This is a genomic window from Mycolicibacterium thermoresistibile, from assembly GCF_900187065.1.
Lineage (GTDB): Bacteria > Actinomycetota > Actinomycetes > Mycobacteriales > Mycobacteriaceae > Mycobacterium > Mycobacterium thermoresistibile.
Map to the genome: position 1 here is coordinate 3,045,478 of NZ_LT906483.1, position 13,738 is coordinate 3,059,215.

Consider the following 13,738-nt stretch of genomic DNA (forward strand, 5'->3'; position numbering starts at 1 on the left):
CCGCGCGGACCGTCGCCCCGCCCGCCGAGGTCAGGAGTAGAACGAGTCCAACAGCTCCTTGTTCTTCTCCTCGACCACGGCTCGCTTGACCTTCAGCGACGGGGTCAGCTCACCGCCCTCGATCGACAGATCGCTGGGCAGCAGCGCCCATTTCTTGATCGTCTCCCACCGGTTGAGCTCGGAGTTGAGCTGATCGACATATCCGCCGATGAGCTGTTTCACTTCCTCGGATTCGACCAGTTCCCGGTAGGACTTGTCGCCCAGACCGTTCTCCTTGGCCCAGTCGGCGATGGCGTCGGGGTCGACGGTGATCAGCGCGACGCAGAAGTTGCGGGCCTCGCCGAACACCAGCATGTGGCCGGCGTACGGGCACAACGCCATGAATCGGCCCTCGATCGCCGGCGGCGCGATGTACTTGCCGCCCGAGGTCTTGAACAGATCCTTGATCCGGCCGGTGATGGTGAGGAACCCGTCGGCGTCCAACTCGCCCTTGTCCCCCGTCCTCAGCCAACCGTCGGGGGTGATCGCCTCGGCGGTCTTGTCCGGCAGGTTGTGGTAGCCCTCCATCACATTCGGGCCCTTGATCTGCACCTCACCACTGTCGGCGATGCGCACCTGGGCGCCGTCGAACACCTGCCCGACCGTGCCGAGCCGGTAGTTGTCCGGCCGGTTGATGAACGCCCCGGCCGCCGTCTCGGTCAGGCCGTAGCCCTCGAGGATCAGCAGGCCCGCGGCGTGGAACCATTCGGCGATGTCCCGGTTCAGCGGGGCGGCTCCGGAGATCATGAACTTGATCCGCCCGCCGAACACCTCCCGGATCTTGCTGAACACCAGCCGGTCGAACAGGCCGTGGGCCAATTGCATTGGCAGCGGCACCTTCTCGCCGGCGAACCGGCGGCGGTCGACTTCCCGGCCGACGCTGAAGGCGGCGTCGAAGAGCTTCTTCTTGACACCCTTCTGCGAGGTGACGACCTTGGCGTGGGCCTTCTCGAAGATGCGCGGCGCCGCCCCCATGAACGTCGGCCTGACCACGCCCATGTTCTCGACGATCTTGTCCACCCGTCCGTCGATGGCGCTGGCGAAGCCGCAGGCGAGCTGACCCGAGATCAGCACCTTGCCGAAGGCGTGCGCCAACGGCAACCACAGCAGCTGGAGATCGTCCTCGCCCAGCGTGCCGAATTCGGCCACGGTGATGCCCTCGTAGACCCATGCGCGGTGCGGTAGCCGCACACCCTTGGGCTTCCCGGTGGTTCCAGATGTGTAGATCAGTGTGGCCAGCTGATCGGGGCGGACGCCGGCGACGGCGTCGCGCACCGAGGTCGGATGCTTCCGCAGGTGCTCTTCACCCAGGGCGGTCAGATCCGCGAGGGTCGTCACCCAGTCATCGCCGGGGGTGTCCGGGGCCGCGTCGAACAGCACCACCTTGTCCACATTCGGCAGTTCGCTGCGGCGTTCGGTGAGCTTGGCCAGCTGGGTGGCGTCCTCGGCGAACACCACCCGCGAACCGGAGTCACCGATGATGTAGGCCGTGTCGGCGGCGTTGCTGGTCGGGTACACGGTGGTGGTGGCCGCGCCGGCGCACATGATCGCCAGGTCGGCGAGCACCCACTCGTACCGGGTGCTCGAGGCGATCGCGACCCGGTCCTCGGGCGCGATGCCCAGCGCGAGCAACCCGGCGGCGACCGCCTCCACCTGTGCGGCGGTGTCGTTCCAGGTCAGCGACACCCAACGGTCACCGTCGAGCTTCCGGAACGCCTCCTTGTCCCCGGACCGCCGTACCCGGTCGAAGAACATCGCGGCGAGGTTCGCCGGGGCGTTCTCCGCAAGCCCGGCCCGGGCGGTGTCCGCCCGGGAGGTCGTCGGGGAAGAAGTGGATCGCTGATTGCTGTCGATGGACATCGTCGTCTCCGCGCTGGAATGTGTCGTTGGACTGCCCGCTGGGCGGTGCTGCTGTCGATCCTGCCCCGCCACCGCGCGACTCGAAGCGTTTTGGCGGTTCTGGCTGGCCCGCCCCCGGTGGGTTCCGGTCAATCGAACTCCGGCGCCTCCGTTCTGGTCCGCTTGAGCTCCCAGAAGTGGGGATAGGACGCGAAGGTCACCGAGGCGTCCCAGAGTTTGCCGGCTTCCTCGCCGCGGGGTATGCGGGACAACACCGGGCCGAAGAATGCGACGTTGTTGACGTGGATGGTGGGGGTGCCGACATCCTCGCCGACCGCGTCCATGCCCTCGTGGTGACTCTTGCGCAGCGCCTCGTCATACCGATCGGTGGTGGCCGCCTCGGCGAGCTCGGCCGGCAGACCGACCTCGGCCAGGGACTGGGCGATCACCTCGTCGAGATCCTTGTTGCCCTGGTTGTGGATGCGGGTGCCCATCGCCGTGTACAGCGGCGACAGCACCTCGCGTCCGTGGGCCTGTTCGGCGGCGATCGCCACCCGGACCGGTGCCCATGCCTTCTTCATCGTCTCCCGGTACTCGTCGGGGACGTCGCGGCCCTCGTTGAGCACCGCCAGACTCATCACCCGGAAGTTCACATCGATGTCCCGGACCTTCTCGACCTCCAGGATCCACCGTGAGGTGATCCACGCCCACGGGCACAGCGGGTCGAACCAGAAATCGGCGGTGTCTTTCGCGGCCATGACGTCCTTTCCTAGCTCTCGGCTACGGTCGTGCCCTCATCGGCGCACCCCGACGATTCGGAGGTCTCGCGCGCATCTCGGGCGGATCAGCCCGGCTGGTCCCACCACCATGCTAGTGACGTCCGCCGGATGCGGTCTTGGCTGAGGTTCAGCTCACCCTCGGCCCCGAGCCGGGCAGCCTGGTGCGCGGTTGCGCATCGGCCTGCAGCGATAGGTTGAACGGGTGGCACTACCGAATCTGACCCGCGACCAAGCCGTCGAGCGTGCCGCGCTGGTGACCGTCGACCGCTACCACATCGAGTTGGATCTGACCGATGGCCGGGGCAATCCGGGGGCCGAGACGTTCCGGTCGATCACCACGGTGGAGTTCGAATCCCTCCCCGGGGCGGAGACCTTCATCGACCTCGCCGCCCGACGCATCCGCAGCGCCACCCTCAACGGCCGGCCGATCGACGTGTCCGGTTACGACGAGTCGACCGGGGTGCCGCTCACCGTGCTGGACAAACACAACGTGCTGGTCGTCGACGCCGACTGCCACTACTCCAACACCGGTGAGGGACTGCACCGGTTCGTCGACCCGGTGGACGGCGAGGTGTACCTGTACTCGCAGTTCGAGACCGCCGACGCCAAACGGATGTTCGCCTGTTTCGATCAGCCCGATCTGAAGGCGGCCTTCGACGTGGTGGTGACCGCACCGGCGCACTGGGAGGTGATCTCCAACGGGGCGGTCGAGTCGATCCGCGGCGAGGGGCCGGCCCGGGTGCACACCTTCGTGCGCACGCCGCGGATCAGCACCTATCTGGTCGCCCTGATCGCCGGCCCGTATGCGCGCTGGGACGACGTGTACCGCGACGAGCACGGCGAGATCCCGTTGGGGTTGTTCTGCCGGCGTTCACTGGCCGAGCACATGGACGCCGAGCGGTTGTTCACCGAGACCAAGCAGGGTTTCGGCTTCTACCACAAACACTTCGGCGTGCCCTATGTGTTCGGCAAGTACGACCAGTTGTTCGTGCCGGAGTTCAACGCCGGGGCGATGGAGAACGCCGGCGCGGTGACCTTCCTGGAGGACTACGTGTTCCGCAGCAAGGTCACCCGCGCCTCCTACGAACGCCGCTGCGAGACGCTGCTGCACGAGATGGCCCACATGTGGTTCGGCGACCTGGTGACCATGCGGTGGTGGGATGACCTGTGGCTCAACGAATCGTTCGCGACGTGGGCCTCGGTGTTGTGCCAGGCCGAGGCCACCGAGTACACCGAGGCCTGGACCACCTTCGCCAACGTCGAGAAGTCGTGGGCGTACCGGCAGGATCAGCTTCCGTCCACTCATCCGGTGGCGGCCGACATTCCCGATCTGGCGGCCGTCGAGGTGAATTTCGACGGCATCACCTACGCCAAGGGCGCGAGTGTGCTCAAACAACTGGTGGCCTATGTCGGGTTGGACGAGTTCCTGGCCGGCCTGCGCGAGTACTTCCGTGACCATGCCTTCGGCAACGCCACCTTCGCGGACCTGCTGGGCGCGCTGGAGAAGGCGTCCGGACGGGATCTGTCCGGCTGGGGGCAGCTGTGGCTGAAGACCACCGGTCTCAACACGCTGCGGCCGGAGTTCGACCTCGGCGCCGACGGCCGGTTCACCCGCTTCACGATCTGCCAGAGCGGCGCACAGCCGGGGGCCGGGGAGACCCGGGTGCACCGGCTGGCCGTCGGCATCTACGACGACGACGGCACCGGCAAGTTGGCGCGGATTCACCGCGAGGAGCTCGACGTCGAGGGTGAGTACACCGATGTTCCTGCGCTACAGGGTGTTTCGCGTGGCAAGCTGATGCTGCTCAACGACGACGACCTCACCTACTGCTCGCTGCGGCTGGATCCCGAGTCGCTGCAGACGGTGCTGACCCGCATCGCCGACATCGCCGAACCGCTGCCCCGCACGTTGTCGTGGTCGGCGGCCTGGGAGATGACCCGCGACGCGGAACTGAAGGCGCGCGATTTCGTCGCACTCGTGTGCCGCGGTGTGCACGCCGAGTCCGAGGTCGGGGTGCTGCAGCGGCTGTTGCTGCAGGCGCAGACCGCGCTGACGTCCTACGCCGAGCCGGGTTGGGCCGCGGAACAGGGCTGGCCGGAGTTCGCCGACCGACTGCTGGGGCTGGCGCGGGCGGCCGCCCCCGGTTCGGATCACCAACTGGCCTACGTGAATGCGTTGTGCGCCTCGGTGCTCAGCGCCCGCCACATCGAGGTGCTCGAGGCTCTGCTGGACCGGGATCCGGCGGTCGAGGGACTCGACGGCCTGGTGGTCGACGCCGAGTTGCGCTGGCGCATCGTGACCGCGCTGGCCGCTGCCGGGCAGATCGACAACACCGGTGTGGCGACACCGTTCATCGATGCGGAGGCACAACGCGATCCGACCGCGGCCGGGCAGCGGCACGCCCGGGCCGCGGCGGCGGCGCGACCGCAACCGGCGGTCAAGGAGCAGGCGTGGCAGCAGGTCATCGAGGACGATACGCTGTCCAACGTCACCACCCGGGCGATCGTGGGCGGCTTCGTCCGCCCCGGGCAGGCGGAGGTGTTGGCGCCGTTCACCGAGCGGTATTTCGCGGCGATCCGCGGTGTGTGGCAGCGCCGGTCCAGCGAGGTGGCTCAGACCGTGGTGATCGGGCTGTACCCGTCCTGGGACATCAGTCAGGCCGGCCTGGACACCGCAGACCGTTTTCTGGCCGACCCCGATCTGCCGCCGCCGCTGCGCCGCTTGGTGCTTGAGGGCCGCGCCGGGGTGGAGCGCGCGCTACGGGCCCGGGAGTTCGACGCCCGGTAGTCGAGCCGTCCGGTCAGCCGGCGACCTGCTCCGTCGGCGTGCGGGCGTTCAACTCGTCTCGCAGCACGCGCCGAAGCAGCTTCCCGGTCTCGTTGTAGGGCAGTTCATCCCACTGGTGGATGCGGGCGGGAACCCGGGTCGAGCGGAGCCGTTGCCGCACCCAGTCCTGTAGTTCGGACTCCACCACCTGCGCTCCGGGCGCGGCGACGACGACGGCCTCGACCCGCTCGCCCCATTCCCGGTCGGCGACACCCACCGCCGCGGCTTCGGCGACCGCCGGATGCTCCACCAGCACGTCCTCGATCTCGCCGGGCGAGATGTTCTCGCCGCCCCGCACGATGACGTCGTCGGCGCGGCCGTCGAGGAACAGGTACCCCGCGTCGTCGAGGCGGCCCCGGTCGCGGGTGGGATACCAGCCTTCGGCGTCCAGGGCGCTGTGCGAGGTGTACTCCCCCGCCACCTGCTCGCCGCGCACATACACCTCGCCGAACTGACCGGGCGGAACCGGGGCACCGGTGTGATCGCGGATCTCCACCTCCACCGACGGGAGCGGACGACCCACCGAACCGAGCCGGGCGCGGACCGCGGGATCGTCGCTGCCGAACGCCGCGCGATGGTCCTCCGGCCCGAGAACCGCGATGGTGGAACTGGTCTCGGTCAGACCGTAGGCGTTGACGAAATCCACGTGGGGCAGCAGCCGCATCGCACGCTCGACGGTCTGGACCGGCATCCGGCCGCCGCCGTAGGACAGGGTGCGCAGCGCAGGCAGCTCGGTGCCGCGCTCCTCGAGCACGTCGAGGATCCGGCCGAGCATGGTGGGCACCACCATCGCCTGGGTGATCCGCTCGGCGGCCGCGAGTTCCACCCAGCCCTCCGGCGAGAACGCCGGCAACTGGACCATCCGGCGGCCGGCGTAGACCGAACTGAGCACCGAGCTGATCCCGGCGATGTGGTAGTTCGGCACCGACACCAGGATCGCTTCATCCTCGTCGGCGTTGAAGAACTCGACGGTGCCGACGATGTAGCTGGTCAGATGACGGTGCCGCAGCACGGCCGCTTTCGGCGCGCCCGTGGTGCCGCTGGTGAACAACAGGACGGCCGGATCGTCGGGATCCACGAACGGCAGTTCCGCACCGGCCGCGCCGGCGGCCGCCGAGCGGACCACGTCGTCGGTGCGACGCACCACCACGCCGTCCCCCGGGGGCACCCGGTGCGCCGCGTCGGTCCCCGCCACCACCATCACCGGGGTGAGCCGCCGCACGGCGTCGTTGACCTGGTCGTCGGTGAGGCGGTAGTTCAGCGGGGCGATGGGAACGCCGGCCGCCGCGGTGCCGAAGACCAGCATCGGCACCGCCGGGCTGTTGAGGTCCAACAGCGCGACGTTCTCCGGAGCCGCGGCCTGATCCGGTGCGATCAACTCGCCGGCCAGCGCGCGGGCACGGTCGAGCAACTGACGGTAGGTGATCCCGCCGTCACGGGGCCCGACGGCGACCCGGTCCGGTCCGGCCTCCGCCGCCATCTCCAGCAGCATGGTCAGGTTCATCGGGATACCTCAGTCGGACGCCGGAAGCGGTTTGGCGGACTTGAGCGTCAACGCACGGCCGCCGACGCTGAGCGATCCGGCTCCGGCCTTGACACACAGCAATTCCAGCCCGGTGTCCTGATCCTCATATCGCTTTCCGACCACGGTGCCGTCGGCGTGTCCGGGGGCGGGTTCACCGCTCTTCTCGGGAGCGGCGCCCTCGACCATCGGCTGCCCGCCGCACTCGATGACGGCGTCGCCACCCGGCCGGATGACCACCACCGATGTGTCGCACACCGCGCTGTACAGTCTCGTTCCCGGCTTCATCTGTCTTCTCTCTCCCGGCTTCGAAGGTCGGCGCCCGCACGGCGGGCCCGTTGGTGAAGCCGAGTCTATTCATCATGATGAACTAGGGCAAGTCCCGTATCCGCCACCGCGGCATGACAATCGGGTTGCCGTCGGAATCGGCTCCGAGATCTTCGAAATCCGCTTCCAGGACGGTGTTTTGGTCGATCGCGGCGCGTCCCGGCAGATAACCGATCATCCGCACACCGGGGCAGTCGTCGATGTCGATCACGACGACTGTGTACGGCGTCGGGAACCACGGGTGGACCTGATGTTCCACCACGGTCCAGGACCGGGCCCGCCCGCGGCGCGGAACGTCGCGCCAGTGCAGGTCGGCTCCGCCGCAGTGCACGCACCGTGGCCTGGGCAGATGGGTGCGCCCGCCGCAGTCCGCGCAGGTCAGCACGGCGAGCCTGCCCTCCGCCGCCGCCGCGAAGAAGCCGCTGCTGGCCGGATCGATGACGGTGGGTAGCAGTCGTTCGGTCATGCCGCCACCAGGATCAGCGCAGAGGTGGCCGGTGGCGGCGCGGAGGTCACCAGGGAGACGCTCGCTCCCTCGACCTGATTGCACGAGTCGCCGCGGAGTTGGCGAACGCCCTCGACCACATGGTTCATCCCGTGGATGTAACCCTCCGACAAATGTCCTCCACTGGTGTTGAACGGCAGTGCCCCACCGATTTCCAGTTCACCGGCGGCCGCGAACGCCCCGGCCTCGCCGGCCGCGCAGAACCCGTAATCCTCGAGTTGCAGCAGCGCGGTGATGGTGAAGCAGTCATAGAGTTGGGCCGAGTCGATGTCCTGCGGTCCCAGACCGGCCCGGCGGTAGAGGGTTTCGGCGCAGTACCGCGAGGGCATCGACAGCGGGTCGTCCCGCATCAGGACCGGATACATCATTCCGGGCTGCGGCCGTGGTCCGGTGGCCATTGCCGCGGCGCGGATCAGCGCCGGCCGCTGACGGAGATCCCTGGCACGATCGGCAGCGGTGACCACCACCGCGGCCGCGCCGTCGGTTTCCAGGCAGTAGTCGAACAGCCGCAGCGGCGACGACAGCATCCTCGAGTTCAGGTAATCGTCGAGGGTCATCTTGCGGGCGTGCATCTGGGCCCGCGGATTGTTGTTGGCGTGCCGCCGGGCCGCGAGCGCGACGTGGCCGAGCTGCTCGGAGGTCAACCCGAACCGGTTCATGTACTCGCGGGTGAGCAGCGCGAAGAACTGGCCGGGCGCCAACAATCCGTACGGAGCGAAGAATTCGAGGAAGCTCTCCTGACCACCGACCGTCCGCTGCACCTCGGCCGACAGCCCGAACCGGGTCCCGGACCGGCCGTTGAGCGATCGGAAGACCACCACCGTGTCGGCCTGTCCGCTGGCGATGGCGCCGACCGCCTGGGCCACCATCGCGCACGGTCCGGAACCACCCGGACCCGCTTCACCGAAATAGGTGACATCACGGGCGCCGATCGCGTCCGCGAGCGCCGCACAGGACACCAGATCCATGTCGTTGCGCACGATTCCGTCGACGTCGGCGGGATCCAGCCCGGCGTCCGCGAGCGCCGCCAGCGTGGCTTCGGCCGCCAGCGCGGTGACGCTCACCCCCGAGTTCTTCGAGTACTCCGTCTCGCCGATCCCGACGATCGCACAGGCGTCGCGCTGCCAGCCGTCAGACACCGGACAACACCTCGTCGGTGTGCTCACCGAGCAGCGGCGGCCGCGCGGGCGTGCCGTTGCCGTTGGAGAACCGGTAGGGCAGACCGGGGAAGGTGGCGGTGCTGCCGTCGGCGAGTTCGACGTCGACGAAGAAGTTCCGGGCCTTGAGGTGTTCGTCCTGCAGCACCTCCTCGGGTGCGCGCAGCGGCCCGATGGGCAGACCCCAGCGCTGACCGTCCCGATACACCGTCTCGGAATCCTGCAGCATGAAGAACGCTTCGAGCAGCCCCTGGATGTGGGCGAAGTTCGCCTGCCGGTGAGCCAGCGAGAGATACTCCTCCTCGATGAGGTCGGCGGCGACTCCGACCTCATCCATCCACGACGTCAACGCCTTCCACGCGTGCTGGTCGGCCAGGATCAGCGCGAAGTACACCCAGACCCCGTCGGCGCACTGGAACAACGCCGGCTGGGTCGGCAGCGGTTGGGCATGCCGGCAGGTCTGGCGCTTGACGATCGCCTTGGGGTAGAACCAGTACGGGTTGGCCAGTTCGCCGGTGACCGCGTTGGCCTCGTGGATCGACACGTCGACCAGCTGACCCCGTCCCGTCGCCTGCCGTTCGATCAGCGCCAGGGTGACCCCGCACAGCGCGAAACTCGCCGCGGTCATGTACGCCTGATTGCCGCCCGGGCGGATCGGCGGAATCGAGTGGTCGTCGTATCCGCAACTGTTGAGCAGACCGCCGGCAGCCAGCGCGACGAGGTCGGAGGTGCGGTAGTTCGCCCACGGACCGGTCAGGCCGAACGGGGAGATGGACAACGCCACCAGCTTCTCGTGGCGTTCGCACAGATCCTCCAGATCCAGCCCGGCCCGTTCGAGATCGACCGGACGGCCGGTGGTCAGCAGCACGTCGGCGTCGGCGATCAGGCGGTCGCGGGCGGCGCGTCCCTCATCGTCGTCGGGGAGCACCACCGACTTCTTCGACGTGTTGTAGGTCCAGAAGTGCAGACTGCGGTCGACGTCCTGCACCCCGCCGGCCCAGGGCCCGATGTGCCGGCTCGTCGCGCCACCCTCCGGTTCGATCTTGACGACGGTGGCGCCCTGGTCGGCGAGCAGCTTGCCGGTGTGTTCCCCGGCCGGATCATCGGCGATCTCGACGACCCGCAGCCCGGTGAAAGCCAGTTCCATCAGATCACGCCCTCCGCGGCGAGTTCGGCGATCTCCTCGGGATCCAGACCGAGGATCTCGCCGTACACGTAGTCGTTGTCCTCCCCCAGCAGCGGCGCCGATCGCCAGTTCTCCTGGACCGTCCGCTGGAAGTGGATCGGGGTGCCCTCGAACTTCGCCTCCCCGATCACCGGGTGGTCGAGCTCGAAGAAGGTTCCCCGGGCGGCGATCTGGGGGTCGAACTCGGCGAGGTCCTGGGAGTTCTGCACCGCGGCGGCGGGCACCCCGGCCTGCTGCAGCAGATGCATGGTGTCGTGGGCCGGCCGCATGGCGGTCCACCGCGCCAGGTGCTCGTCCAGCTCATCCTGGTGGGCGTGCCGGCCGGGGGCATCGGAGAACTGCGGCGCCGACGCCCACTCCGGGCGTCCCAGCGCCTCGACGAGCCGTTCCCACTGATCGTCGTCGAACACCGCGATGGCCACCCAACGGTCCTCTCCCTGTGCGGGATAGACACCGTGCGGGGCCGCCGGCGGATGGGTCAGCCGGTTACCGGTCGGGTAGCCCGGCCGGCGGGTCACCGCGCCGTTGACCGACACATCGAGCAGATCCGGCCCGATCAGGGTGATGCCGGCCTCGACGGCGGAGACGTCGATCTCCTGCCCCTTGCCGGTGCGGTTGCGCTGCAGGATGGCCATCAGCAACGCGGCGGAGTTGTAGTACGCCGCCTGGTTGTCCATGTAGGACAGCCCCCAGCCGGACGGTTCGCGGTCGGGCAGGCCGGAGATGAACGACAGCCCGGACACCGCCTGCACCACCGGCCCGTAACTCTTGTAGGTGTGGTGTGGCCCGCTGTGTCCGTAACCGCTCATCCGCCCGAAGATGACACCGGGGCTGAGCTTGTCGAGCTCCTCGTAGGTCAGCCCCCACTTCTCCATGACGCCGGGGGCGAAGTTCTCGGTGACCACGGAGCTGACGCTGATGAGGCGGCGCACCAGCTGCTGACCGCGCTCGGTCTTCATGTTGACGGTGATGCCGAGCTTGTTGCGGTTGTAGTTGTTGAACAGACCGCCCTTGTTGGGATCGGGATTCGGATCCTCCTCGCCGTAGGCGCGCACCTCGTCCTTGTAGATGGGCAGCCGGCGGGGCATGTCGAGGCGGTCCCGAGATTCGATCTTGATGACCTCGGCCCCGAAGTCGGCCAGCATGCGGGTGGCGACCGCACCCACTCCCATCCAACAGAAGTCGGCGATGCGGATTCCCGCCAGCGGGCCGACCCGCTGCCGCGGCCGGCGCGCGGCGGTCGCCGTCGACGGCTCATCGATTGCAGTCAATTGCTGTCTCCTACATCATCCTCGAAAGTCATCCGGGACATCCCGGCCGCAAGGTCACCGCGCAATCAGTACAGGGATTCCCCACCATCGACGATGTGGTTGGTTCCGGTCACGAAATTGGCCGCCGGCGAGCACAGGTAGACGGCGGCTGCGCCCATGTCGGCCGGGGTGCCTGCCCGTCCCATCGGCACCGTCGCGGTCATCTCGGTGAAGACATCCGGATTGCGTTGCAGGGCCATCGGAGTGGCGGTGATGCCCGGTGAGAGCGCGTTGATCCGCACTCCTGACCCGGCGAGCTCATAGGCGGCGACGCGGACGAACTGGTTGAGACCGGCCTTGGTGGTGGCGTAGTGGATGGTGCCCGGCCTGGTGCCCAGGGCACGGATCGAGGACACCACCAGGATCGCCGCGTTGGCGTCCCGGTCCGCGCGGTCGACCATGCGGCGGGCCGCGTGCTGGCAGGTGCGGAACGTGCCGCCGAGGTTGAGTTCCAGCGTGGATCGCCAGATCTCCTCGGTCATCTCGAGGAACGGCACCATCGACCCGCTTCCCGCGTTGGCCACGAAGATGTTCAGCGTCCCGAAAGTCTCATCACAGTGTTCGAACATCTTCTGGACCGAATCAGGTTGGGTGACATCGACTTCGACGATCTCGACCCGCTGATTCGGTCGTGCCAGCGCGCCCAGTTCCTGTTGTGCGCTCTCGAGTTTGGATCGCCGGCGTGCGGCGATCATCACATCCGCTCCGGCCTCGAGCATCGCCTGCGCGATGCCGAATCCGATGCCCTCGCTCGCGCCGGTGATCAAGGCCCGTTGACCGGTGAGGATGTCTCCCATGCTCACTTGACTGCTCACTTTCGCCTCACAGATCCAGCACCAGGCGCGGGGTCCGGCACCGCGACACACACGGCATCATGGTGGCGTTGGAGGCCCGTTCCTCCTTGGTGAGAACCGAGTCGCGGTGCTCTGGAATTCCTTCCAGCACAGGGGATTCACATGTTCCACAGGTGCCTTCGGAGCAGGAGGACAGGATGTCGATCCCGGCTTCCTCGGCGACCTCGAGGATCGACCGATCCGCCGGCACCGTCACCGTGACACCGCTCTGGGCGAACTCGACCTCGAATGCCGTGTCCCCCTCGGTGTCGTACTCCTTGGGCACGAACCGTTCGAGGACCAGGGTCCGGGAGTGCGCCGGATCGGCACAGACGGTCTCGAGCGTGCTCAACATCCCCTCGGGACCACAGCTGTACACGACCGTGTCCGGTGCGGTGGGCCGGATCAACCCGGCGAGGTCCGGAACTCCGTACTCGTCATCGGGTCGCACCACCACCCTGTCACCGAACTTCGCCAGTTCGTCGAGGTAGGCCATGCTGGTGCGGGACCGCCCGCAGTAGATCAGGTTCCAGGTCCGGGCCTGCTGCTCCAACTGGCTGATCATCGGCAGCATCGGCGTGATCCCGATTCCGCCGGCGATGAAGAGGATGTTGTCGGCGTCTGATCGCAGCGGGAAGTGGTTGCGCGGCAACGAAGCACCGATCGACGCGCCCTCGGCGAGAACGTCGTGGACGTATTGCGACCCGCCTCGGCCGGCGGGTTCGCGCAGCACCGACACCACCCACCGGTCGGGTCGGGCCTCCAGCCCGGTCAGTGAGTACTGCCGAACCAGATCACCGAGTCGCAGATCGATGTGGGCGCCCGGTGTCCACTCCGGCAGCGTGCCGCCGTCCGGTCTGGTGAGGGTGAGTTCGACGATCTGGTCGGCGATCGTGCGCTTCTGGGCGACGTGAAGTTCGAGATCCATGTTCATTTCCGAAGGAGCGAAGCGAGCGGTCCGGAGTCGGTGGAGGGGACCTTCCCTCCACCGACTCCGGGGGCGGTCATCCGTAGTCGCACCACTCGGTGAGACGACCGTTGTCGAACGTCATGATCGAGAGCACGTTGAGTTTGCAGAACTCACCGGCGGCGCCGAAGCCGGGGACGTCGGTGGTTGCGGTGCCCTGCCAGGTCGTCTCGCGCATCACGGTGTTGCCGGTGGTGGCCCAGCGGGTGGTCTCCCCGATCCTGCGGTCCGGGAAGACCTCGCTCATCTGCTTGACGGTCTCGAGCATCAGATCGCGTCCCTTGGCGGCGACGCCCCGGTTCTGGTGCACGACGACCACGTTCTCGTCGACGAGTTCCCGTAGGGCGTCGAGGTCCAGCCGGTTCCAGGCGTCCACCACCTGGTGGGCCAGATTCAGCAGTTCTTCCGGGTTGGCGGTAGTCATCTGTGACCCTTCACGTGCAGCAC

General features: G+C 67.9%; 12 protein-coding genes. 1 reads left to right on the plus strand and 11 read right to left on the minus strand.

Annotated features, from left to right (window positions below):
- Positions 1–30 precede the first annotated feature (30 nt).
- Positions 31–1,899 (minus strand): AMP-dependent synthetase/ligase, encoded by a 1,869-nt coding sequence (locus CKW28_RS14300; RefSeq protein WP_003926935.1) that lies wholly within the window; start codon positions 1,897–1,899, stop codon positions 31–33.
- A gap of 128 nt (positions 1,900–2,027) precedes the next feature.
- Positions 2,028–2,636, minus strand: a complete 609-nt coding sequence (locus tag CKW28_RS14305) for a mycothiol-dependent nitroreductase Rv2466c family protein (RefSeq protein WP_003926936.1) — start codon at positions 2,634–2,636, stop codon at positions 2,028–2,030.
- 223 nt (positions 2,637–2,859) lie between these two features.
- Here CKW28_RS14305 and pepN point away from each other — a divergent pair, with 223 nt between their 5' ends.
- Positions 2,860–5,445 carry an aminopeptidase N gene (gene pepN / locus CKW28_RS14310; protein WP_003926937.1) on the plus strand — a complete coding sequence of 862 codons (2,586 nt, stop codon included), beginning with the start codon at positions 2,860–2,862 and terminating at the stop codon, positions 5,443–5,445.
- Between the two features lie 13 nt (positions 5,446–5,458).
- Here the strand turns inward: pepN and CKW28_RS14315 are convergent, their stop codons facing one another.
- The 9 genes from CKW28_RS14315 to CKW28_RS14355 all read right to left on the minus strand — a co-directional run bounded on the left by CKW28_RS14315 (position 5,459) and on the right by CKW28_RS14355 (position 13,715).
- Positions 5,459–6,988: a class I adenylate-forming enzyme family protein gene (locus CKW28_RS14315; protein ID WP_003926938.1), complete on the minus strand. Its 1,530-nt coding sequence runs from the start codon at positions 6,986–6,988 to the stop codon at positions 5,459–5,461.
- A gap of 9 nt (positions 6,989–6,997) precedes the next feature.
- A complete protein-coding gene (locus CKW28_RS14320) occupies positions 6,998–7,294 on the minus strand; it encodes a hypothetical protein (RefSeq protein ID WP_003926939.1) in 297 nt (98 codons plus the stop codon).
- Positions 7,295–7,376: 82 nt separating this feature from the next.
- Positions 7,377–7,799: a Zn-ribbon domain-containing OB-fold protein gene (locus CKW28_RS14325; RefSeq protein WP_003926940.1), complete on the minus strand. Its 423-nt coding sequence runs from the start codon at positions 7,797–7,799 to the stop codon at positions 7,377–7,379.
- On the minus strand, positions 7,796–8,977 hold the full coding sequence (locus tag CKW28_RS14330) for a thiolase C-terminal domain-containing protein (protein WP_003926941.1): 1,182 nt from the start codon (positions 8,975–8,977) through the stop codon (positions 7,796–7,798). Before CKW28_RS14330 ends, CKW28_RS14325 begins: the two co-directional genes overlap by 4 nt.
- On the minus strand, positions 8,970–10,142 hold the full coding sequence (locus tag CKW28_RS14335; protein WP_003926942.1) for a CaiB/BaiF CoA transferase family protein: 1,173 nt from the start codon (positions 10,140–10,142) through the stop codon (positions 8,970–8,972). The genes CKW28_RS14330 and CKW28_RS14335 overlap by 8 nt, the downstream gene beginning before the upstream one ends.
- Entirely contained in the window at positions 10,142–11,452 is a 1,311-nt protein-coding gene (locus CKW28_RS14340; RefSeq protein ID WP_003926943.1) for a CaiB/BaiF CoA transferase family protein, read from the minus strand. Before CKW28_RS14340 ends, CKW28_RS14335 begins: the two co-directional genes overlap by 1 nt.
- 65 nt (positions 11,453–11,517) lie before the next feature.
- The gene (locus tag CKW28_RS14345; RefSeq protein ID WP_003926944.1) at positions 11,518–12,288 is read right to left on the minus strand and encodes an SDR family NAD(P)-dependent oxidoreductase; all 771 of its coding nucleotides are present in this window, start codon (positions 12,286–12,288) and stop codon (positions 11,518–11,520) included.
- Between the two features lie 25 nt (positions 12,289–12,313).
- Positions 12,314–13,252 carry a PDR/VanB family oxidoreductase gene (locus CKW28_RS14350; RefSeq protein WP_040547833.1) on the minus strand — a complete coding sequence of 313 codons (939 nt, stop codon included), beginning with the start codon at positions 13,250–13,252 and terminating at the stop codon, positions 12,314–12,316.
- Positions 13,253–13,328: 76 nt separating this feature from the next.
- Positions 13,329–13,715 carry an ester cyclase gene (locus CKW28_RS14355; RefSeq protein WP_003926946.1) on the minus strand — a complete coding sequence of 129 codons (387 nt, stop codon included), beginning with the start codon at positions 13,713–13,715 and terminating at the stop codon, positions 13,329–13,331.
- Between the last annotated feature and the right edge of the window lie 23 nt (positions 13,716–13,738).

Bases quoted from the DNA above. Each gene is read 5' to 3' on its own strand.
- CKW28_RS14335 (WP_003926942.1), bottom strand. From the start codon at position 10,142: ATGGAACTGGCTTTCACCGGGCTGCGGGTCGTCGAGATCGCCGATGAT.
- CKW28_RS14320 (WP_003926939.1), bottom strand. From the start codon at position 7,294: ATGAAGCCGGGAACGAGACTGTACAGCGCGGTGTGCGACACATCGGTG.
- CKW28_RS14325 (WP_003926940.1), bottom strand. From the start codon at position 7,799: ATGACCGAACGACTGCTACCCACCGTCATCGATCCGGCCAGCAGCGGC.
- CKW28_RS14350 (WP_040547833.1), bottom strand. From the start codon at position 13,252: ATGGATCTCGAACTTCACGTCGCCCAGAAGCGCACGATCGCCGACCAG.
- CKW28_RS14345 (WP_003926944.1), bottom strand. From the start codon at position 12,288: ATGGGAGACATCCTCACCGGTCAACGGGCCTTGATCACCGGCGCGAGC.
- CKW28_RS14355 (WP_003926946.1), bottom strand. From the start codon at position 13,715: ATGACTACCGCCAACCCGGAAGAACTGCTGAATCTGGCCCACCAGGTG.
- CKW28_RS14305 (WP_003926936.1), bottom strand. From the start codon at position 2,636: ATGGCCGCGAAAGACACCGCCGATTTCTGGTTCGACCCGCTGTGCCCG.
- CKW28_RS14315 (WP_003926938.1), bottom strand. From the start codon at position 6,988: ATGAACCTGACCATGCTGCTGGAGATGGCGGCGGAGGCCGGACCGGAC.
- CKW28_RS14300 (WP_003926935.1), bottom strand. From the start codon at position 1,899: ATGTCCATCGACAGCAATCAGCGATCCACTTCTTCCCCGACGACCTCC.